The 23,060-nt window shown below is 37.4% G+C and carries 20 protein-coding genes; 2 read left to right on the top strand and 18 right to left on the bottom strand.

Translation table 11 applies throughout. From position 1 onward, the window contains the following. Positions 1–15: 15 nt before the first annotated feature. The 6 genes from PXG98_RS12955 to PXG98_RS12980 all read right to left on the bottom strand — a co-directional run bounded on the left by PXG98_RS12955 (position 16) and on the right by PXG98_RS12980 (position 6,130). The gene (locus tag PXG98_RS12955) at positions 16–1,170 is read right to left on the bottom strand and encodes a hypothetical protein (RefSeq protein ID WP_276391721.1); all 1,155 of its coding nucleotides are present in this window, start codon (positions 1,168–1,170) and stop codon (positions 16–18) included. 190 nt (positions 1,171–1,360) lie between these two features. After that, positions 1,361–2,479 (bottom strand): DNA polymerase III subunit beta, encoded by a 1,119-nt coding sequence (gene dnaN / locus PXG98_RS12960; RefSeq protein ID WP_276391722.1) that lies wholly within the window; start codon positions 2,477–2,479, stop codon positions 1,361–1,363. A 119-nt stretch (positions 2,480–2,598) separates the two neighbouring features. Continuing rightward, the gene (gene gldG, locus PXG98_RS12965; RefSeq protein ID WP_276391723.1) at positions 2,599–4,266 is read right to left on the bottom strand and encodes a gliding motility-associated ABC transporter substrate-binding protein GldG; all 1,668 of its coding nucleotides are present in this window, start codon (positions 4,264–4,266) and stop codon (positions 2,599–2,601) included. Next, positions 4,266–4,997, bottom strand: a complete 732-nt coding sequence (gene gldF, locus PXG98_RS12970; protein ID WP_276391724.1) for a gliding motility-associated ABC transporter permease subunit GldF — start codon at positions 4,995–4,997, stop codon at positions 4,266–4,268. Before gldF ends, gldG begins: the two co-directional genes overlap by 1 nt. Positions 4,998–5,002: 5 nt before the next feature. After that, positions 5,003–5,299 carry a putative quinol monooxygenase gene (locus PXG98_RS12975; RefSeq protein ID WP_276391726.1) on the bottom strand — a complete coding sequence of 99 codons (297 nt, stop codon included), beginning with the start codon at positions 5,297–5,299 and terminating at the stop codon, positions 5,003–5,005. Further along, complete coding sequence (locus tag PXG98_RS12980; protein WP_276391728.1) at positions 5,300–6,130, bottom strand: SAM hydrolase/SAM-dependent halogenase family protein; 831 nt, start codon at positions 6,128–6,130, stop codon at positions 5,300–5,302. A 129-nt stretch (positions 6,131–6,259) separates the two neighbouring features. On the opposite strand from PXG98_RS12980, the gene PXG98_RS12985 reads away from it, so the two are divergent. Then, complete coding sequence (locus PXG98_RS12985; protein ID WP_276391729.1) at positions 6,260–7,213, top strand: PhoH family protein; 954 nt, start codon at positions 6,260–6,262, stop codon at positions 7,211–7,213. Positions 7,214–7,219: 6 nt separating this feature from the next. Then, positions 7,220–8,179, top strand: a complete 960-nt coding sequence (locus PXG98_RS12990; protein ID WP_276391731.1) for a phosphoribosylaminoimidazolesuccinocarboxamide synthase — start codon at positions 7,220–7,222, stop codon at positions 8,177–8,179. Between the two features lie 3 nt (positions 8,180–8,182). On the opposite strand, the gene PXG98_RS12995 is transcribed toward PXG98_RS12990, so the two are convergent. From PXG98_RS12995 to PXG98_RS13050, 12 genes are all read right to left on the bottom strand, one after another. Continuing rightward, a complete protein-coding gene (locus tag PXG98_RS12995) occupies positions 8,183–8,344 on the bottom strand; it encodes a PolC-type DNA polymerase III domain-containing protein (protein WP_276391733.1) in 162 nt (53 codons plus the stop codon). A gap of 707 nt (positions 8,345–9,051) precedes the next feature. Continuing rightward, positions 9,052–9,291: a hypothetical protein gene (locus PXG98_RS13000; protein ID WP_276391734.1), complete on the bottom strand. Its 240-nt coding sequence runs from the start codon at positions 9,289–9,291 to the stop codon at positions 9,052–9,054. Between the two features lie 105 nt (positions 9,292–9,396). Continuing rightward, the gene (locus tag PXG98_RS13005; protein ID WP_276391735.1) at positions 9,397–9,828 is read right to left on the bottom strand and encodes a hypothetical protein; all 432 of its coding nucleotides are present in this window, start codon (positions 9,826–9,828) and stop codon (positions 9,397–9,399) included. Between the two features lie 268 nt (positions 9,829–10,096). Further along, positions 10,097–10,933 (bottom strand): alpha/beta fold hydrolase, encoded by an 837-nt coding sequence (locus PXG98_RS13010; RefSeq protein WP_276391737.1) that lies wholly within the window; start codon positions 10,931–10,933, stop codon positions 10,097–10,099. Further along, entirely contained in the window at positions 10,915–12,990 is a 2,076-nt protein-coding gene (locus PXG98_RS13015; RefSeq protein ID WP_276391739.1) for a prolyl oligopeptidase family serine peptidase, read from the bottom strand. Before PXG98_RS13015 ends, PXG98_RS13010 begins: the two co-directional genes overlap by 19 nt. A 123-nt stretch (positions 12,991–13,113) precedes the next feature. Continuing rightward, positions 13,114–13,656, bottom strand: a complete 543-nt coding sequence (locus tag PXG98_RS13020; protein WP_276391740.1) for a hypothetical protein — start codon at positions 13,654–13,656, stop codon at positions 13,114–13,116. Between the two features lie 65 nt (positions 13,657–13,721). Continuing rightward, on the bottom strand, positions 13,722–14,513 hold the full coding sequence (locus tag PXG98_RS13025; RefSeq protein ID WP_276391741.1) for a class I SAM-dependent methyltransferase: 792 nt from the start codon (positions 14,511–14,513) through the stop codon (positions 13,722–13,724). A 169-nt stretch (positions 14,514–14,682) separates the two neighbouring features. Next, entirely contained in the window at positions 14,683–16,290 is a 1,608-nt protein-coding gene (locus PXG98_RS13030) for a GMC family oxidoreductase (RefSeq protein ID WP_276391742.1), read from the bottom strand. A 352-nt stretch (positions 16,291–16,642) separates the two neighbouring features. Beyond that, the gene (locus PXG98_RS13035; RefSeq protein WP_276391743.1) at positions 16,643–18,160 is read right to left on the bottom strand and encodes a M20/M25/M40 family metallo-hydrolase; all 1,518 of its coding nucleotides are present in this window, start codon (positions 18,158–18,160) and stop codon (positions 16,643–16,645) included. A gap of 75 nt (positions 18,161–18,235) precedes the next feature. Next, positions 18,236–18,523: a YdhR family protein gene (locus PXG98_RS13040; RefSeq protein ID WP_276391745.1), complete on the bottom strand. Its 288-nt coding sequence runs from the start codon at positions 18,521–18,523 to the stop codon at positions 18,236–18,238. Positions 18,524–18,622: 99 nt separating this feature from the next. Beyond that, the gene (locus PXG98_RS13045) at positions 18,623–20,314 is read right to left on the bottom strand and encodes an ADP-ribosylglycohydrolase family protein (RefSeq protein WP_276391748.1); all 1,692 of its coding nucleotides are present in this window, start codon (positions 20,312–20,314) and stop codon (positions 18,623–18,625) included. Between the two features lie 288 nt (positions 20,315–20,602). Continuing rightward, positions 20,603–22,945, bottom strand: a complete 2,343-nt coding sequence (locus tag PXG98_RS13050; protein WP_276391751.1) for an arylsulfatase — start codon at positions 22,943–22,945, stop codon at positions 20,603–20,605. Between the last annotated feature and the right edge of the window lie 115 nt (positions 22,946–23,060).

The raw sequence follows: 23,060 nt of genomic DNA on the forward strand, positions 1-23,060 counted from the left end.
TTTGGAGGGATTTCTTTAGAGAGTTAATTCCTTGTTTCCTTCTTTTGGACAAATAACAGCCTGAGTAACCAGGAATATTTCCCCATTTAGGTTTTTTTCGATTATATATTCATCGGCTAAAAGAGCAGTTTCGCCTTTCTCGTTAATAGGCAGTATATTTTTGCCAGCATAGGTGTTTGCTTCCATTAATGTATATTCCTTATGAATATTATACGTAACAAGAACTTTTCCATTTTCATAACTTATAGCCACGCTGCCAACCGAATTATCTAATATTGGCTGGCAATTAGACGTTTTTGCATATAGCTTAAAACTATAAATACCCTCTTTAAGAGGTCCCAAGGTCCAACCTGGTTGGTTTGTTTCATCCAAGCTTGTAAAACACTTTTCGGCATTATCCCGATATGAATAAATAGTCTTACAGCCTTCTTTTAAGGAATTGGCACATTCTAGATTAAAACTTAGTTCTAGCGGCCACAGCGTTTCCTCAGTATACTTGTCTACTACCCATATTTTACTGTTAAAACTCTTTTTAATCGACTTGGAACCGGCATAATTGGTTACCATGCTTAGTCGACTGCCATAGTGATTTAAACTATCGACTCTTTCTTTTTGGGCAACCCCAAAACTTTCTAATCCTCTAAAACCACAATCACCTTCTAATGTTTTAATACTACTCTTGCTATTATCTAGGGTATAGAATTTATTGGTTATCGAAGAGGAGCGTGAAGTATCGCATACGCCCTTAGAGGTTGTGCTTGTGTTATTTAACCATTGGTCTGGATCTATTTTGTCATTATACCACAGCTCAATACTTATAACACAACTACCCATTTTGGTAGTCCCTATAAGTCGCGCAGTACCATTATTATATTCAGTAAATAATAAGGAATTCCTATCTGAAGCGCTAAAATAGTCCTGAGGCTGATTTTTATGGAGCTTTTCCGGCCACCAAAGATTATGAGAAGGAATATTGAGGTTTAGACAGCCATCGTCATTAGAAACTAGGCATTCCTCTACTATTTCTAATTCGTTTATTAGGGAAGATTGTTTCGCAACATTTAGATCCATTGCCCCGTAGGCAGATGTACTAGTCTTCTTATCGACCTCGCAGGAGACAAACAGAAAAGCAAATACTGCTACTACTATGGTTAAGTTTTTCCTAATCATTGGGGTTTAGGTTATTTAGAGCTAACGAGGTAGTAATATTAGTATTAAAGAGTTGTGAAAGCCAATTAAATAGATGAACAGCCCAATCCTTGGATGAAATAACAAGAATTTCAATAAGAAAAGCCTTACATTTTAGATTCTAATGGATTAAGAGAACCGCAGAGACTTCCCAAATTTAGAGAAAATGGTATTAGTTATTTAACATAACAGGCATTACTAGCATGGTCACTTTTTCTCCCTCATCAAGACCATCTACTGGGGTAAGGATACCAGCTCTATTGGGCAAGCTCATTTCTAAACAAACCTCCTCAGCTGTTAGATTACCCAACATTTCAATTAAAAATCGGGAATTAAAGCCAATTTGCATGTCATCTCCCTGATAAGAGCAGGTGAGTCTTTCTTCGGCCTTGTTGCTATAGTCAATGTCTTCAGCGGAGATATTTAACTCGGCCCCGGCGATTTTCAGACGAATTTGATGTGTTGTCTTGTTCGAGAAAATAGCTACCCTCTTTACAGAGGCCAGCAGTTGATTTCTTGAAATGGTGAGCCTATTTGGATTTTCTTTTGGAATTACGGCCTCATAATTTGGGTATTTACCGTCAATTAGACGGCAGATTAGCTCCGTATTTTCAAAACTGAATTTAGCATTGCTGTCATTGTACTCTATGGTAACCTGTTCTTCACTACCAGCTAGTATACTCTTAAGCAAATTTAAGGGTTTTTTAGGCATTATAAACTCTGCCACTTCGGAAGCGGATACATCTGATCGCTGGTATTTTACCAGTTTATGGGCGTCCGTAGCAACAAATATCACATTTTCAGAAGAGAATTGAAAGAATACACCACTCATAACCGGTCTTAAATCGTCATTACCTGCAGCAAAAAAGGTCTTATTTATGGCAGTGGCCAAGATATCTCCCATCAGACTGGTTGAACTCGGGTTCGACAATTCAATTGCTTTTGGAAATTCTGCGCCATCCGCGTATGCCAAGGCGTATTTTCCATGATTCGAGCTTATTTCTACGGTATGGTTGTCTTCTACCACAAAGGTAAGAGGTTGTTCCGGGAAAGTTTTTAATGTATCTAATAGTAATCTGGCAGGTACGGCTATGGTTCCCTCTGATTCTGATGCCACTTCCAAGACAGCACTCATTGTTGTTTCTAAATCTGAAGCACTAACAACCAGCTTGTTTTGGTCTAGCACAAAAAGAAAGTTGTCCAGAATAGGTAAGGTATTACTACTGTTAATTACACCTCCTAAAACTTGTAGTTGTTTTAATAAATAAGTACTCGATACAATAAATTTCATTCTTCTTTGCGCTTTAAATTCTAGTTTTAAGGCGTTCTAAAAGCCTCTTCGTTTTGTAGACTACAATTAAAACAAATATATCTCAAATGTATGTGGGTGTAAAACAAACTTATCAACAGTTAAGCACTATATTTCTGCTTTCTTATGTAGAAAAAAACAAAACCAAAAATAAATAATAAAACCAGTGGAACACCTATGTTTACTAGCTGCCACTTTGTTTTTTGCTCAACTATTTTTTCCGGATCTAAGAGGGGTATTTTAACCTTTTTATTTCGGATGTTTATAAGTCCGGAATCATCCAATAAATAATTGACACTATTTATAAGGAAATCCTTGTTCCCATAATAATTATTCGTCCATTTATCATATCCCAATTCCAGGGGAAGATTGTTGCGAATTTGATTTTTTATCAAATCCCCATCGGATATTATTAGCATTTTATTTTCTTCTCCTTTTAGTGAGGATTCCTGTAGGTTTATAGGCAGTACTCGATTTTCAAATGCAGACGAAAAATCACCTTCAATTAGCAAAGATAGAATCTGATTTCCATTATTAAAACTCTCTTTTTCAAGAGGTTCTGATATTCTATTTAAATTAATAATTTTAGGTGTGCCATCTACCTTTGACAAGGGAGAACTTGCAAGGAGTACGGTTTTCTTATAGCTGTTCGCCAGGGTATCAATGCTACTGGTAAATTGAAATCTAAGCGCTTCCAAATTCTTGTTGATTGGGTGATTTTCAGGAGAAAAAACCATTGGGTTGTACGTCCAGGGGACGGGATTATATTGGGTATTATTACCATCACCAGTAGCTAAAACTACCTGGGTAAAGTACATATCGTTAACAAGGTCTGGATTTAGTCTGAAACCATATTTAAAGAATATATCGTTTAGATTCAGTTCTCTTGGATAAGCCATTGAAGAACCAGTTTCATTAAAGAGACTATCTAGTTCCATGATTACTGGGTCTAATAACCAAAGAGATTTCCCTCCTTGCACGATATATTGGTCCAACAGATATTTTTCTGTTTGGCTAAAAGGTTCTGTTGGCTTAGCTATAATGGCTAAGTCATAGGTTTTTAACTGATCAAAGACTTTCTGTGCATTGGTTTCGGCAGAATCCAGGGTTATTGCGCCTAAATTGTAATAGTCCTTTAAATCCGTTAAGAAATTCGCTAAGTATATATCCTCTAACTCCCCGTTACCTTTTATTACGGCAATCTTTTTTTTATCCTTTACAATCAATTTGGAAAAGGCATCTGCAAAGGCGTATTCTAAATTTTGCACGGAAAGGGTTACTCTGTCTTCCATTGTAGCTCCTAACTTGTTTTTTAGTAAGGGAACCTTAATCACTTTATTGTTCGCGCTAACTATTGCCCAGGGGAAAAAGATCTCCTGCGATATTTTGGCATTTTCTTCGGTAGTTATATTGGCTGGTGTTAAACCAAATGCCTGTAATTCGGCTATGACAGATTCATTCTTCTCCTGATCCTCCAGTGGATCAACAACTTGGTAAGACAGAACATCATTTTCGGCGGCATATTCTTTAAGTATTTGTACAGTTTCAAGTCTCAGTTTGGCAAACTCGGGTGGTAATTCTCCTCCTAATAAAACGTCGATACTAAGGGGACCATTAATTTCACGAACTACTTCTGCAGCTGCATCCGTCAATGTATATCGCTTATCTTCTGTAAGATCTATTCTAATATTTGTACATCTACCAAGACTTATTACAAGAAAGAAAAGTAAGCAGCCTATAAGGCTTAGAAGTAATTTATTTCTCTTCATTATCTTTTAGAATAGTTTAATTGGACATTGGCCAGATAGAGAAAAAGAACAGTAAGTGATATAAAATATAGAATATTTTGAAGCTTTAATACACCCAGGGCTATTCCGTCGAAATGATATTTCATTCCAATATTCTTAATAAAATCAGAGGTGTTATTCCCATCATTTGCTGAGGCTAAAGCTTCAAAACCATAATAGAATAAAAAACACAATAAAAAGGACAAAAGAAAAGCAACAATTTGATTAGCGGTAATTGCCGAACAGAAGATTCCTATTGCGGTGTATCCCATAACTAGTAAGACGAGGCCAATATAGGAGCCAAGCACTAATCCAAAATCATAGTTTCCTGGTGTTATCCCTAAATTAGATATGGTATAGACATATAATAGAGTAGGGAATAAGGCCAGGAGTACCAAGACAAATGCAGCAAGAAATTTACCTCCAATTAGGTGTAATTTCCCAACAGGCTTTATAAATAATAGTTCTAAAGTTCCCGTTTTTTTTTCTTCCGAAAAACTCTTCATAGTAATGGCTGGGATTATTAGAAGAAATATCCAAGGGGTAAATAGAAAAAACTGACTTAAGTTGGCAAAGCCATACTCCAAGACATTGTACGACCCCTTAAAAACCCATAAAAAAAGCCCGTTAAGTAAGAGAAAAAAACCAATAATCAGGTATCCAACTGCGGAACTGAAAAAAGAATTAAACTCCTTTTTAAAAATTGCTAACATATTCCTTATACTGTGGTTTGAACTATATGGAGACTCCAAGCTTCTGCTTTTTCCTCAAAAAGCACTTTTGTTTTAGCCCAAACTTTTCTAAAAAATTCAGAATTTCGATAATTCTGTAAATCTCCTTCGGACCTCCAAAGACTTTTGGTAAAAAAAATATTCGGAGAGTCTACTGCTCTTAATAGCTCTAAATGTTCACAACCATCGAAATTTTTTATACCTGCTTTGGTCTCACTAAAAATCTGTTCAAAACTAGCAATATTTTCTTTTCTTAAAGTGAGTTTTACAAATCGAATTAACATTTATATAAATTTAATTTGAATAGTATCTCTATAATTTAAGCCTAAAAGGGTAGAGGCCCCCCCAACAGTATTCAGATCACTTTTATAAATAGCCAATTCAATATAATCAGAAGAATTAAACAAGGCCAAAAGGTCTCCTGGACCTTTTCGTTGATTTTTCTCTAATTCAAAATTAATTATAGAGGAATAGGTATGATGAATCTTTGTGATTTTTCTATTTCTGGCCTGTATTTCAAAGTTTCTGCCATTGCGATATGCTTCAAACAAACTTTTTTGAATATTCGTTACCACGTTTCCATAATTGTCTATATAAATAACATTGCCAATGATACTTTTACCCTCTGGACCAATTCGGGGCGAAAACTCTTTTAATACCTTTAAGTCTTCAAAAGACTTCCCTACCACCTCCAATTTGCCACCTCTGGCGATATGACAGGCTACCTGGACAAATACGTCCATAACTGGAAAAGAGCCGTAAATTGGATTCGGAATGTTGATTTCTACAACTTTTTCTGGAGATATCTCAGAAGTGATTAGACTAATAACTCCATTATTGGCACTTATAAAATAATGATCGTCTACTAAAACGGCAATATGTTTATTTTCCTCAGTAGGTTCAGAATCTACCCCAACGATATGTATAGTCCCAGAAGGAAAGGCTTTGTAAGAGTTTTTAAGGATATATGCACACTCTTGAATGTTAAAAGGACTTATTGCGTGGGTTATATCAACAATTTTGGCATCTGATAATTCCTTGAATATAGTACCTTTAATAGCTCCAACAAAATGGTCCTTATAACCGAAATCTGTAGTTAAAGTAATGATTGCCATGCAGCAATGTTGATATTTTTTTAGGTGATCAAACCAATTTTTAATTAAGTTTGTTTCACAAAATTACATGAAAAAAACAGCCTACAGAAATTTAAATGAAGGTACTCATAAATTAAACTTTTCTATTCTTTGAACGAACTTACATTAGAACTTACCGAGATTAGCCCAAGAGAATTTTTTGGACATCGAAATGAACACATTAATCTTCTGAAAAAACACTTCCCGAAACTAAAAATTGTTGCCCGTGGCAGTAAGATAAAAGTTTTTGGTGATGAGGAGCTTTTAGAGGAATTCAACAAACGATTTACACTGCTTACCAAGCACTTTACAAAGTATAATGCCTTAAATGAAAATGTAATAGAACGACTACTTGAAAGTAATGGCAAAGAAGATTATGAATCTTCTGAGAGTAGTGCCCATGTTATCGTTCATGGTGTTAATGGGAAATATATCAAGGCAATTACGGCTAATCAGAGAAGATTAGTAGATGCAACCGAGAAAAATGATATGGTCTTTGCTATAGGACCTGCAGGAACCGGGAAGACCTATACCGGCGTAGCTTTGGCTGTGCGGGCACTAAAAAACAAAGAAGTAAAAAGAATTATTCTAACTAGACCAGCCGTAGAGGCCGGAGAAAATTTGGGCTTTTTGCCTGGGGACTTAAAGGAGAAGCTAGATCCTTATATGCAACCCTTATACGATGCTTTGCGCGACATGATACCAGGAGAAAAGCTAACTCATTTTATTGAAAATGGAACTATTCAAATTGCACCTATGGCCTTTATGAGAGGGCGGACCTTGGATAATGCCTTTGTAATTTTAGATGAGGCACAAAATACCACCCATGCCCAAATGAAAATGTTCTTAACAAGAATGGGCAAGCACGCAAAATTTATTATTACTGGTGATCCTGGGCAAATAGACTTGCCAAGAAGGGTTATTTCTGGCCTAAAGGAAGCATTACTGATTTTAAAAAATGTAAAAGGGATAGAGATTATTTATTTAGACGACAAGGATGTTATTCGTCATAGTTTAGTGAAAAAGGTAATAGATGCATATAAAAATATAGAACATCAGAACTAAGGTCTCATGATAGAAACTATTACAAATACCAGCTTTACATTTCCAGGTCAAAAAAAAGTCTATAAGGGTAAAGTTAGAGAAGTTTACTTTTTAGAGAATAACCTTTTGGTGATGATTGCTACTGACAGACTCTCGGCCTTTGATGTGGTGATGCCAAAGGGCATCCCTTATAAGGGACAGATTCTTAATCAAATTGCCACCAAAATGATGTCCTTAACCAGTGACATTGTTCCAAACTGGCTATTGGCAACTCCAGACCCTAACGTGGCAATAGGGGAGGCCTGTGATCCATTTAAGGTAGAAATGGTTATTAGAGGCTATATGTCTGGGCATGCTGCCAGAGAGTATGCTCTGGGTAAAAGAAGCATTTGCGGGGTTACTATGCCAGAAGGAATGAACGAAAATGATCCTTTCCCTCAACCAATTATTACCCCAGCTACAAAAGCAGAAGAGGGTGATCATGATGAAGATATTTCTAAAGAAAATATTATTAAAAAAGGGATTGTATCTAAAGAAGACTACGAGGTTTTAGAGAAATATACCAGAGCGCTGTTTCAGAGGGGAACCAAAATTGCAGCGGAGCACGATCTTATATTGGTAGATACCAAATATGAGTTTGGTAAAACAAAATCTGGAAAAATTGTACTGATTGATGAAATTCACACTCCTGACTCATCACGTTATTTCTACGCAGAAGGCTATAAAGAAAGACAAGAGCTGAGGGAGCCTCAAAAGCAACTGTCTAAAGAATTTGTACGACAATGGTTGATACAAAATAACTTTCAAGGCCTGGAAGGGCAAAAGGTGCCATTTATGACGGATGCATATATCACCTCTGTTTCTGAAAGATATATAGAATTATACGAAAATATAACCGGAGAGAAGTTTGTAAAGGCCGATACTTCTAATCTACAGGAAAGAATTCTTAATAATGTAATGTCTTTCTTAAAAGATTATACGCCTTAAAGACTAAGTAGTATACAAGCCCTTCCATGTGATTGGTCCTTTTTCCTGTAGTCTGCTAATAATTTTTAAAAAGGCTATCGCAGTGATATAGGCATCTCCCAAGGCGGTATGACGGTCTTTGGTACTTATGTCTAACTTATCTGCAATCTCATCTAATCCGTACACTTCCTTTTTTCCCTAAAGAGGTGTTTTTAGCAGTGTTTTTTATACATCTTGGCTGTATCAATGACTCTATTATTTAGCTCCGGAAGACCATTTCTCGCCAATACTCTATTTAACATACCTAGGTCAAATTCCGCATGATGGACAACTAACACAGCATTTGCTATAAAGGACAAAAAAACTTTTAGACTATCTAGCTCGCACTTATATTCTTTTTTGTCTCTTTGAGAATATCATGAATTGTCGTCGAATTAGGATCATAGTACCCTTGTTCTAAATATATTTCCAAACTATGTTGTACTTCAATACTATTATTTACAAGGCTCAGCGCTCCTATACATAGAATACGATCCTTAAACATTTTAAAGCCTGCCGTTTCTGAATGGAAGACAATTCAACGTATGTCCGGTAAATTAAGGGGTTCAGGACTTTTAAACATGGTCATATAATTTTTCCAAAAAATAGGGAGTTGACCCTTTGTTTTTTTATTACGTAATGATTTAATCCTAATGAATTAGTTACTTTGAATCGGATCCTAGCTAACTACTGAATTTCTTTAATTACTTTGAAAGTTCGTTTTAATTTTAACTTTTCTCCTTTGCTTAGGCTCCCTATTGGAATGTATCTGCCAGAATCCACATAACGAATTCCTTGTTTTGCTCTGAATTTTATCAATGCCCTGGTTGAATAAGAGCAGGAAATATAAAGATCTATTTAGAAGGAGGTGAGATGCTATCTTTTTTGTCAAGTTTAAAAAAATACATCGCCATACCTCCAAATCCAGTTTTCATTGCCGGGTTATTGTTTATTAAAGGAATTGCTGTAAAAGTGCTTTTAGTGGCATTAAATAAGGAATCTACATCCTTTTCCTGCCTGTTTCCAGAGAAGAAACTGAAGAGAACGGCTAAATAAACTAAAATGGGATAAGTGGGTTTGGGTGGTATTTGCATGAAATTACGACTAGGCTTAATATCAATTCTAATTCCTAAAGAAAACTATTTTGTTTAACCTCAAGATGAACCATTAAATATAATCCTTACTTGCCAGCTTATGGGCTATATTTTATCAGACCAAGGTTTTATATAGAAACCAGCCATCTTCCCTTGAGCATCCATAATAGTCCTTACTTCAATATTTGCATCGGTTTCAAAATGTCCTTTAAATCGATATATTTTGTATTTATCCCCTTCCGTATTCTCCAACACTTCTTTATATTCTACTTCTTTGTAATCTCCAAACAACCCTTGGATTTGTTTGTATGAATCTTTCTGGACACTCTCGCTTAAGCCTTCAATCATAGCCGCGGTAGCCTCATCTTGCGTTAAAGGATAATAGCTGCCTTTGCTTTGTTCTGTAAGAATCCTGTGTGTTAATTCTTTCGCAATTTCAAGTTCTTCCGGATTTGCTTCTGCTGGTTCAAAACCAGATTGCGCACTGAGGGAGTGCACCATGAAAACGAATGTTATAAGGAAAAGTATTTTTTTCATCCCTAGTGGTTCTGAATTGATCTTTACAAATTTAGTAAATAAAACTACGACCATCTTTTATGTAATACTAAGCATGTGAACCATGCTGTATATTGAAACGAGTCTAAGGGATAAAGAGCCCGAAGCCACTCATTGTATTATTAATATATACTAAAAAGATTAAATTTATATTTTGGATTTAAATTGTTGAATTACAATATTATAGTTGTTTCAAACTAATGTAATAGTTTATAAGTTAAAAATACTATTAAGGAAAAAATTTTCTACATTAATTTAATAAGAAGTCTACAACTGCTGCCGCAAAATCTTCTTGTTTGTAGGTGTCATTGTGATTACCGCTTACAAATACAAGATGGCTATTAGGGAGTTCTTTTTGTAATGCCAATGGGCTTCCGTTGTCTTTATCTTCATCACCGCAAATGACCATCGTTTTTATAAGGATATTATGAAGTTCATTTATGGAAGTCACTGGTTGGTAATCCTGAAGGAAACCCAGTACCTTAAGATCCGCCTTAATAGACCTTGCATAGCTCATTGCACCTTTAGTTAAGTCATTTGCAGGGGTTCTTCCAGAGAAGGCATTAGCAAAAGCAACTCTTCTTTCCCAATTCGGATTGGTAAAGTCGAGTCCCATGCCCCCAAATACGGCTTTAGATATTCGTTTCTCCTTTGTTAATAATTTTGCCAAGACAATAGATCCACGAGAATAACCTATGGCCATATATTGTTTTAGACCTAAATGATCTGCAAGGGCAAGCAGGTCTTGTACTTCTGCATTATTTTGGTAAGCTTCCTTGTTCTGGGGTTTATCGGAACTGCCATTACCTCTCAAATCCGGAGCTATTACACGATACCCCCGCTCTAAAAGATATTTCTTTAATACCGTCTTACTCCAACTACTCCCGTTTACAATAAATCCATGTATTAATAGGACCACCTCTCCTTTACCTTCATCTGTAAAGGCAATTCTAGTGTTATCGAAGGAATGAAAAAAAATCTTCTCCGGCTTATTGGCCAAAGCACTATGGCAAAAACAGGCCATTACTAATAATATAAAAAGGCCTTTATTAGATACCATGAGCTGTTCTATCTTAGTTTTTTCCATAAATACGAAAACATTAAGGCAGAGGAAGTGGCTCTTTGTTCATTGGTAGAGGATCCGGCGTGGCCACCCTCCGTATTTTCGTAATAGTAGGTTTTATAACCCATGCCATTCATTTTTGCTACCATTTTGCGAGCGTGGGCCGGATGTACCCTATCGTCTTTGGTGGAGGTATAAAAATATACTTCAGGATAGTTCATACCTTCTTTAAGGTTATGGTAAGGAGAATACTTTTTAATATAGGCCCATTCTTCGGGAATATCAGGATTTCCATATTCTCCCATCCAGCTAGCCCCTGCGAGCAGTTTATTGTAGCGTTGCATGTCTAACAAAGGAACCAGACAAACCACCGCATTGTAAAGCTCAGGTCTTTGTGTAAAGGCCACACCCACTAACAAGCCACCATTACTACCTCCCATTACCCCTAAGTGCTCTGGAGAGCTAATATTTTTAGCAATCAGGTCTTCAGAAACGGCGTACAGATCATCAAATACATTCTGACGCTTCTCCTTCATCCCTTCTTGATGCCATTTGGGACCGTATTCGCCGCCGCCACGTATATTCGCCAAAACAAATACGCCTCCTTTGGCTAGCCATGAGGTACCAAAAGAAGATAAATAAAATGGTTGGTATGAGACCTCAAAACCTCCATAGGCAAATACAAGTGCTGGGTTGGCACCATCTTTTTTTATAGTCTTAGAGGAAATCATAAAATAGGGCACCATTGTCCCGTCTTTTGATTTTGCTTTAAATTGATTTATCTCATAATTACTGGCATCGAAAAAAGCAGGTAAGGATTTGTAGGCATTAAAGGTATTAGTGCCCGCATCAGCAGAGTACAGGGTAGAGGGGATAATAAAGTTTTGAAAGTTAAAATAATATATATCTGACAGGTCACTAACCGTTACCACGCTGATAGTCCCAAAATCAGGAGCGGTAACCTTTATATTACTCCATTCATTATTTTCAAAAGAGTAAATAAATAACTCACTGGTAACGTCTGTCAACAAATTAACTAGAAGTTTATTTTTAGTAACAAAGACCTCTGAAATACTGGATAAACTACTGGGTTCTAGAATTACCTTGATTTCTTTGTTTCCTTTTATCAGTTCTGTGAAATTGAGACTTAAAAGAGAACCCAATTTATAGGTTTTGGAATTTACTACCCAGTCCGATTTTAATTCAATAACAAATTCATTATTTAATATATCATGTACGGTAGCATCTTCCGGAACATCTATTTTGACGGCCTTATTGTCGATCCAAACGAAATTCTGACTAGTGAACGTAGTTAAGGTACGGCTGAGGAAGGTATACTCTATATCTCCATCCCTGAATACATAACCGTAAGTAGTAAAGGCATCTGTTGTTTCCCCTTCAAATATGGTTTGTGCATCTTTTAGCTGTGTTCCTCTTTGCCATAGTTTTACTTGTATGGGGTATCCCGAATTGGTCATGGTTCCTTCTCCAAAGTCAGTAGATACAATGAGTGTGTTCTCATCTAAATAAGTTCTAAATCCTTTGGATTCTTCCAGAAAAAAACCATCTTCAACAAACTGCTTTTTATTCGCATCAAATTCTCTGGTAACCACTGCATCTCCACCTCCTTTGGACAGTTCCAATAAAAAGCGATTGTATTCCGGATACAGTCCAGTACTTTTTTTAAAAACCCATTTGATATTATCTTTTTCGGAAAGCTCATCTACATCAAGTAATGTTTCCCAGTCGGGATCTCCACTATTATAACTCTCTATAGAACATCTCCTCCAAATTCCTCTTACATGATCTTTGTCTTTCCAAAAATTGTAAACATAATCGCCTTTTATAGAGGGGTAGGCTATTCTTTCCGAAGAGTTGTATATTTCCAGACTCTTGTCATAAATAGAGCTATATTCTTTTTCTTTTTTTAAGGTTTCCAGAGTATTCTCGCTCTGTGATTCTACAAATTCTAGGGCTTTCGGGCTATCTACTTCTTCCAGCCATAGATAGTCATCTTCTTGGGCTTGCGATCCAAAAGTTACCCCAACTGCTGCAGCAAATAAAACGACATATTTTTTCATTTTCTTCCTTTAATTATTCTGGATTAAGATAGGAATATTTTAAGGATGAGTTGGCCAGAGAACTATTAAAATATGCGTTATAATCAAACAGATCATAGGTGCATCTATAGTTCCTTGATAGAATTATCTAATTTTCGAAAGGAGCCATAAGGAACCATTATGAATAATTTGGTAAACAAGAAAACATAATATCATTAATACTGTGCCTATTATGATGGGAAGGACGCCTCCGAAAGCGTAAAGCATACCAAGCACAAAACCCAATAACGATTCTGAAAAATAAACAGGCTTAAAAATAGAGATAGCAAGGGGTAAAAGAATTAAATATTGTAAAATAGCTTCCATTCTTAACTCCCACAATATCGACATGCTGAGGCCCAGGACTAGGGCGCTTAAAAAGTTGATTAAAATCGGTGAGTAATTATTCTTTGCTTTTTTTTCTTTTGAAGACTTTCTCCTTAAGATGAAATAGAGTACTATCCATGTAAGAATGGGAACACTTAATAGGCCCCACCAATTTGAAAACCCAGGGAGATCTTCTCTGGCAAGCAGATGGTGGGTTATTACACCGCCATATACGTACTCACGAAGTGTTAAGACCAGGACTATAATAAAAGACCCAAGAGTTATAAAGATTTTGTTTTGCTTTATCAGTTCTTTGTTCATGGTCGGGTGATTTTGAAATCTTTTTTATGCTGCACTTGTAGTTCTACACTTGAGCCTATTGTTATTTAATTTATGCCTCTTACTTCCTTTAGTTTCATGGTCATCGAAATGGCCTTCTTATCTACCCAGTTGTTGTATTCTTCAATCGCCCTTAACCTTATGGCATCCTCCAGATAACCTTCTTTTACCATTTGTTTTGAGCCTGCCACCTTAGACCAAATACTTACTTTTGGAATAAAATCCTCTCTGTCTCGTGAATAATGCTCATCGGAATTTAGCTCTTGTATATTTTGCAGGCCAATTTTCTTAAACAGTATCGGCAGTTCATCAGCCATAAGGTTGCTCATACCAGCAGCACTTCTCCATTTTAGAAAGGTATGGTAAAACAGTTTCATGCTTTTCGGTGGTTCGGGATTCCATTCCAAATACTGGTGATTATAATCCAGAATAGATATTTGTCCTTTTGGTTTTAGTAGGGATTTCATTTTAACCAAAGCCTCTTCAGGATTGTTTAGCCATTGCAAAACTCTTGCAGATATGATTAAATCAAATTTATGAAGCGTTTCATAATCGAATATATCCACGGACAAAAGCTCCAGGTTCTTTATGTCCTTGTAAGTTTTTTTTCCACTTTCAATAAATATTTCTGTGTTATCTATGCCAATAACCTTGCCTGTATCTCCTACCAAAACTGCTATGTCTTTTGAAATCGCTCCGGTACCACATCCTACATCCAAAACGCGCATTCCTTCCTTAAGAAGAGGTTGCAGGGTTCGATAATCTACTTTTAGACTTCTATTGTCAAAGATTTTGGTCACCTTTTGTCCATCTCTCTCAATATGTTTATTCTTTTTCATTTTAATTTTGAGATGTTTGCGAATCCACTTTGCCTTATAACTTGGTTTGTATTTACTGTAATAAGGGTGAAGATAGGAAAGAGTATTCTTATTTTGCCTCAATTTTAATTGATTTTTCAATTACTCCTTTATAGCTGTGATACTTTTTTTTAATTTTAGCCATGCTTCATTATCTCCGTTGTTTAAGTATCATTTCCGCGCCTTTTTCTGCAATCATTATTGTTGGCGCATTTGTATTTCCAGACACGATAGTAGGCATAATAGAGGCATCGACAACTCTCAGGTTTTCCATCCCATGTACTTTTAATTGGTCATTTACTACAGCCATGGTATCATTTCCCATCTTACATGTACCAACAGGGTGATATACTGTTTCCACGGCTTTTTTAATATGGGAAATAAGGCCTGTCTCTGAGGTATCTGCTGGGGAATTAATAGAACCTCTATAAGGTGCAAAAGCATCTGCTTTCATTACTTCCAGAGCTTTCCTGACACCTTTTACCAATAGTTCTAGGTCTGCGGCTTCGGAGAGAAAATTAGGTTGAATAAGAGGATTATCCATGGGATTGTTGGAATGCAGACCAACAAACCCCTTACTTTTGGGTTTTAGCAGGGTAGGGATAATAGAGTAGCCGTCTATTCTGGGATAGGTCTTGGGATTATAGACATCTGGCCTATAATCGTTACCAATTTGCAAGGGGACAAAATGAAACTGCAGATTCGGAGTTTTGGACCCATCTACGGATAAAAAGGCAACTGCTTCTAAAACACTGCAAGAAAGCGGCCCTTTATGTGTGACTAAATATTGGAACAGATCTTTAATCTGATGAAAGGGTTTTAAACGGTGGTTAAACCCAAGTTGTTGTTTAGATAGAGTGGATGTTCCCACAAAAAGATGGTCCTGCAGGTTTTTACCAACACCGGCTAACTCTTTTTTAATTGGAATACCCTTGGCCTGCAAGGTTTGGGTATCCCCAATACCCGATAGCATTAGTAGTTGCGGGGATTGAAAGGATCCTGCTGACAGTATTACTTCTTTGGTTGCATAAACTTTCCGTGTTTCTAATGCCGCATTTAAATATGCTACTCCTACAGCTTTGTTATCTTCTATTAATATCTGACTCGCTTTTGAACCGGTAAGAATACTTAGGTTAGACCGCTTCATGACGGGTTTTAAAAATGCAGCCGCACAGCTATGACGTCTTCCTTCTTTGATGGTAAACTGAAAAAGGCTTGCACCTTCTTGATTTTGACCATTGTAGTCTGTTGTTCTCGGAATTCCCTTTTCCTCACACGCATCTACAAATGCCTGAGCATAAGGAGTTTGGAAAGATTTGGCAAAACTTACATTTAATAAACCTTTTGTCCCATGGAATTCATCTTCAAAATCCTCATTATGCTCAGATTTCATAAAAAAAGGTAGAATTTCTTTATATGACCATCCTTTATTCCCTAAGGCTGCCCATTCATCATAGTCCGATTTATTACCCCTAACATAGGCCATGGCATTCGTAGAACTAGAACCACCCAGAGTTTTTCCCCTGGGAAGGTATATTCTACGATTATTAACATACGCCTGAGGTTCGGTAGCAAATCCCCAATCAACCTCTGAGCGATGAAGGTTTCCATAAGCTGCTGGAATGCCAATTTCCATTTTTTTATCAGGCTTTCCCGCCTCCATTAGTAATACCTTATTAGATAGATTTTTTGAAAGCCGATTGGCCAAAACACACCCGGCTGAACCTGCTCCAATAATGATATAGTCGTAAGTATGCATTGTATAGTTGTTTTTGGTTATTTAATTTTTATAGAATCTAAAGTCTAAACAATAAATGTCCATACCAATTAAAATTCTACCTCTTAAATACAAAGGACAAGGATTCTATCCGTCCGCGCTTTTTGCTTAAACCTTGAGTTACTTGAAGAAGAGTACTTTCATTTCCGAAAAGCAGCATCCATCTAATACCAAGGGGATATTAATGTAATTTATATAAAAAACTACTAGAAAAGCTGTTAATCGAAACTTATGTCTCTGATTTTACGATGTTTATTAGTATTAAAAATAGGACTTAATTTTCTATCAATTAGAAATGAAAATTCAGTTACAATTGAACATTTGTGCAACCAATTTAATCGAGTTTCTCCGTTAAGATAGCAATCATAGTTTTAATGCCCTCACGGTAATTACCCAGACGAATATTTTCATTAGGACTGTGCTGGTTATTATCTCTGTTTACGGTGGGAACCGTTACTGCCGGAATACCCAAGGTTGTCACAAAAGGCGAGATGGGAATGGATCCGCCACTCATCCTTATCATAATGGGCTCTTCTTGAAACCCTTTTATAATTGCCTTTCTTAGCCATAAACCAACTTCTGAATTAAAATCCGTTCGAAAAGACTGATAGGAAATTTCCGAAGTAAAAGTGGCTATTTTGGGGTTGTTCATCCTTTCTTCCTTAGTAGGAACAGTATCTATTACATAATATCCCTGTTCTTTTACATACTCCTTGATTAGCCCTAATAAGCGCTCGGGATCTGATTCCAAGACCAGCCGTACATCAATTTCGGCTCTTGCCCATCCGGGAATAATAGTTCGTACTTTTTCGTTAATCCAACCAGATTGCATTCCGCGTATATTTAAGCTCGGATATTGGATAGACTCCTGGTAATAACTCCCTACTTTGTCTATTCTTCCTAATTGAAGCCGATCTCGAATTTGATCTTCATCATCGGGGACTGCACGCAGAATTTTTTCTGTTTCCGGACTGATTATAATTCCATCGTAAAACCCAGGAATACTTACTCTTCCTTCATCATCTTTCATAGACGCCAATAATTTAGATAAGGCCAGAGCAGGATTTGGCGCATAATTACCAAAATGTCCACTGTGTTGCGCCACTATGGGGCCGTAGGTGGTAAGTGTAATGGTTGCTATACCTCGAGCACCAAAAGTTAAGGTAGGCTTATTAACAATATGTCTTGGTCCATCAAAGATTATGAGCATGTCAGATTCCAGTAACTCTGCATTTTTGCGTACTGCTTCTGGTAATCTGGGAGAACCTAATTCTTCTTCAAAATCCATAATAACCTTAATGTTAAAATTTGGACTATAGTTTTCATCTTTTATGGCATCCAGGGCCGCCAAAAACATGGCGACGGGCCCTTTGGCATCAGAAGTAGATCTGGCAAATATTCTCCACTCATCCTCATAATTTTCTATAGAATTCCATGGAATTTCTTCCCAATCATCATCTGAGGATTTTTTCTTTAAAACAGGTTTGTACGGACTTTCTTGAAACCAGCGCGAAGAATCAACAGGCTGTCCGTCAATTTGAAGATAAATCAGTACGGTTTTTTTCGCATTCTTTCCGGATCTTTCTGCCAGAAGTAAAGGGACCGTTTCCGTTTCAATTCTGGTTGTGGTGAACTGCCTTGTCTCAAAGGCTTTTTCACACCATCTAACATTTTTTTCTATGTCTTTTGGATAAGCTGCATCGTTGGGAATACTGAGTAAATCCCGAAAGTTAGAGAAAGAACTTTTAGCGTATTTACCAGACAAATCATTTAAGGCCTCCTGATCAAAATCTTGTGCATAAGAGTAAGAGATTAGAATAAGGCTTAAGGTAAAAATGTGAAATTTTTTCATATGCTGTAAGGTTGTAAATTTTTAATCTTTGTTAGAGCGTACTTTAACTATACTCTTATCGTGTTTCCGGTAAAACTAAGTTCTTAATTGAAATAGGATATTCATGATTTCAACAGATGGTGCCTCTATAATTTCATAGGCTTCAGGGATACTTTTTGCCAAATCGGATTGCCGATATTTTTGTAAGGACTCTGCCGTGTCCCAAACATATATTCCGCCGTATTCCCCCGTCTCAGGAGTCTTTACATAATATTTTTGTATTAGTCCAGGAATAGCTTTAAAATGCGGCTCTCGCTCTTTAGCTTTCTTTAATAATTCTTCTTCCGGCATCTTGGACTTTAGTCTTATTATTTGTAAAATCATAAAAGTTTATTTCTGGTTAATGTATCTGTACTATTCTTTTTTGTGGACTATTTAAGCTTCTTATTATAAGTGTTTATGAATATATAATTAGTCTGCATACTAGTTTTTATTAATAATGGAAAGCATGTCAATGGATTTTTCTGTTTCGTATGAATCTCCTTGGATGCTAAGGGTGTGAGGTCCGGAAGCTAAATCCAGTTTTTCAAATATTTTCACATAATACTGTCCAAGCGTACTGGCATGGTTTTCCAAGCTAAAACTGCCATAGGATTTTCCATCCAGATGGATAGTTACACTACCGCCTTTTGGACTGCGGTAGGCATAATACTGCAGGGCAGTACCTGTAAAGGTTATTTTAGCCAGGCAGTCTTTATAGCCTTTGGTTAGGGAAGCGCCTGAGGCATTCCAGTTTACTCTGTCGGTCTCAAAACCCTTATAAAGCCAACGGGGATCATTATCTTCGATAGTTATCCATGGTACTTCTATTTCACCAACCGAAGAGGAGGTAATGGTAGAATTTACTATGGGAATTATCCAATCATCCTTATTGATTGATCCGCCCATGGCTTCAAGAACTATAGCATCTATTATTCTAATCCCCCGCTCGGACATATCCCTAAAATTATCAAGTGGAATTGGCATATTATATCTGGTCCGTTCTATATTATAATTTTCCGAAAAGTCATATTTATCGAAGTGTCTTTCCAGTTCTTTCTGTCCATAAAGCAAGCCAAGCAGGCCTCCCCAGGTAGCGGTAGGGTTATCGGAATCCCAGCCGCACATGGAACCTATTCTAATGGTTCTTTTGTAGTCTCCTTCCCCATAAAATAGGCTTATAATAGATGCCGCAAAGTTAATACCAGCATCCCATGGATATTTATAGTGATAGCCCGAAGTAACTGTCTTTTGGTATCTCCGTACCACCTCATCTCGTGTTTTTTCCCAATTATCCTTGTCGGGATTAGCGAAATAGGCATTTTTTACATAGTCGTACATATCGGCAATATAGGACCAGTCCGGTACTCGCTTACGAGCCTGATCTGCCATCCACATAACTTGTTCTTTGCGGCTCAGGCTAGTATCCACTGTTGATACAAGGGAATACATAATGATATAAAACTCAGCTGCCCACTCGGAATGGAGATAGGCGGTTGTTCTTACGGGTAAATTACCTATTTCTAAAGCTATATCGGGGCGTCCGGGTGCTAGGGCTCCAAAAATTTCTGTGGTGAGCTGCGCATCTATCATGTCCCACATTGGATTGTTTTCAGGTAAGGACGTAGCAGGAGGGAGGGCACCATTTTGCATCTGCCCTAAAGCGGCCAAATTAGAAACCCAAAGCAGGGGTAAGCCAATATGTTCTTGCCATGCTTCACTTATTTGATCCCCTGTGAGCATATAATTGTTATACTTTTCTATAGCACTTTGGTAGACATATTCTATGTCTGTATCATCATCTGCACCCCAAGGATCCTCATTCAGGACATAATCATATTTGCCAGGGCCAAAGTCTTTATCTGTAAAAAAGGGAAAGTCCGTACGTCGATTCTCCGTGGGTAAACCGGTCCAATTGGCGATACAGCTTCCCAACCAAAACCCTTGAAGCCTATCTTTATATTCGGTTCTGTTTATTCTAAGGAAATTTATGCTGTCTTGAGAAGTTGAAATCTCTGCTGCCACAGTATTCCGTTTATGAAAGGAGTTAGACCAGTTTTGGTTTGGAATAACAAGGGATGAAGTCAGCGGCAAGGATAATAATATTCCCAAAACAAATATTTGTAAAATTTTCATTGGCGGTATCAGGGTGAAAAGAAAATTACACATATCTAAACCTAAATGGCTTACTATATATTTTGGCTAATGCATTCATCTAAAAATAGGGGGTTTCTTAAACATCTAATTTAACGAATAGAATCCGAATGTTTATGCATAGATGAAAAATATATAGGCCCTTAAGATGGTTTTACGTCTGAATAAGCCCCGCGTAATTATTGCATATAAGATATTGCGCACTATTTGGCAAGCACAAGAGAATATAAAGGGTGTGGGAGAAACACCCTTTATGTAATTTTTGAGGTATTATTTTACTTCTACAATGATCTGATCAATTCTCCCCGTAAACTTAGTTTCTGCTGGGCCATAGCCAATACCCAAAGCCACGGGTGTCTGATTATCCAAACCAACATCAGCTGTTTCGTCTGCCGAGAAAATATTCGGCTGTGTTTTTTCGATGCGGGCATTTCCTACTTCATTTCCATTTACAGACAGCACTCCTTTTCCGCCTTTTCCAGCTCCTCCACCGTCATAAATGAATTCAAATTTCAGGGTTGCGGATCCCTTTTGAACTGCTTCCGAGCTGGCAACCACAAATCGTTCTAAGCCTAGAAAGTTATATACAAACTCGGGTTTTCCATCTCTCATATAAAGTGCCCATCCACCAAATCTACCACCCTGACACAAAATAACTCCTGATGCCTTATCATCAGTAATCTCTATCTCTGCAGTTATTTCAAACGACTTGTTTTTTATGTTTATAAAGGTATTCTCCATCATTCCTTCCATGCCTTCATACAGTCTTAAAGAAGTTCTACCATCCATAATATCAGGGCGGCCAGCTACTTCTGCATTCATTCTAACAATAACCCTGTCGTCTATAGGCAGCACATGATATTTTTGCGCTTCAGCCATAAACAAGCTTTTCATTTCTTCTAACTTTTCAGGGTATTCTTCTGCTAAGTTATTTACCAAACTAAAATCCTCCCGGGTATTGTACAAATCCCAGACGTCTTCTTCCAGGGGGGGTAGGTCGCTTACCTGCCAAGGCGCTCTGTGAATGGTTCTTGCATACCATCCGTTGAGGTATAGTGCTCGATTTCCAAACATTTCAAAATATTGAATGGTATGTTGTTCTGCGGCATCGGCATCGTTAAATGAATAAGCCATACTTGTTCCTTCAATCGGAGTTTGGGGTACGCCATTCACCACCTTTGGTTCGGGAAGACCGGCCACTTCCAATACCGTTGGAGCAATATCTATGGCGTGGGTAAACTGTGTACGTATCTCGTTTTTTCCTTCTATACCATTAGGGTAATGAATAATCATTCCCGTTTTGGTGCCACCCATATCCGAAGCCACTTGTTTGGTCCAAGTATAAGGGGCATCGAAAGCCACGGCCCAACCGGCGGCCATATGTGGGAAAGTATTTTCCAGACCCCAGTCGTCCATTAGTGGAATTAAATCTTCTACTTTTTCCTCAACACCATTAAAGTAAGTCATTTCGTTGTACATGCCAACCATACCACCTTCCGCACTTGTAGCATTATCACCGGCAATAAAAATAAATAAGGTATTATCTAGTTCCCCAATTTCATCAACCGCTTCTATTATCCTACCTATTTCATAGTCTGTCATTTCAACAAACCCAGCAAAAACTTCTGCCTGACGCGCAAATAACTTTTTCTCATTTGCCGTAAGTTTTGACCAATCCTTAATGTCTTTTGGTTTAGGTGCCAACTTTGTGTTTTTTGGAATAACTCCTTTGGCAATCATATTTTTCGTTGATTCTTCTCTGACCTTATCCCAACCTTTATCGAACTGACCTTTGTATTTATCAGACCATTCTTTGGACACATGGTGTGGTGCGTGTACTGCACCTGTTGCAAAATAGGTAAAGAAGGGTTTATCTGGCGTCATGGATTGCTGGGCTTTTATCCAGTTGATAGCCTGATTTGTCATATCGGTTGTAAAATGATAATTGTCCATTTTTGGCGGGTTAACCTTTTTTACACCATCATAGATAAGAGGAGCCCACTGGTCTGTTTCTCCTCCAATAAAACCGTAAAACTTGTCGAATCCTTGGCGGGTAGGCCAACGGTCAAAAGGCCCCGAAATACTTGTTTCCCATGCTGCCGTTTCGTGCCATTTTCCAAAGGCTGCAGTACTATACCCATTTAATCGCAGCATTTCGGCCAAAGGCGAAACACTAATGGGTAAGGCACCTGTATTTCCGGGGTAAGCTGTAGATGATTCCATTATAGAACCGGTATTACAGGTATGATGGTTTCTACCCGTTTTTATAGCCATACGGGTGGGGGAACAAAGAGCAGTAGTATTAAAGTTGTTATAACGCAGACCATTGGTAGCTAATTTATCCATGGTTGGCGTCTTTATAGGACCCCCAAAAGCCGAAGTAGCACCCAAACCCAGATCATCAATCAAAATAATTACCACATTGGGAGCACCTTCTGGTGCGGTAACATTAAAGGGAGCCGGAGGCTCTGTGTTCTCTGTTGATAATTCTGAGTAGGTTGCCGGTTCAGGAGGAATAATGGGCAATATTTCTCTATTCAATTCCTGCTGTGCATAGCTTGTGGTTACTCCTATAAGAAGTAATACCATGGACTTCCATAATTGTTTTTTCATTTTCTTTATTTATAGTATTCTTTGTTAAACTTAGTGCTTTTTTTTAAGAATATCCTTCATAATTGTGGCAATTATCCTTGTTTATCAAGAGGAGGTTATGCTAAAATGGCCTAGG

This window comes from Eudoraea chungangensis (genome assembly GCF_029360665.1).
In the GTDB taxonomy this organism is placed as follows: Bacteria; Bacteroidota; Bacteroidia; order Flavobacteriales; family Flavobacteriaceae; genus Eudoraea; species Eudoraea chungangensis.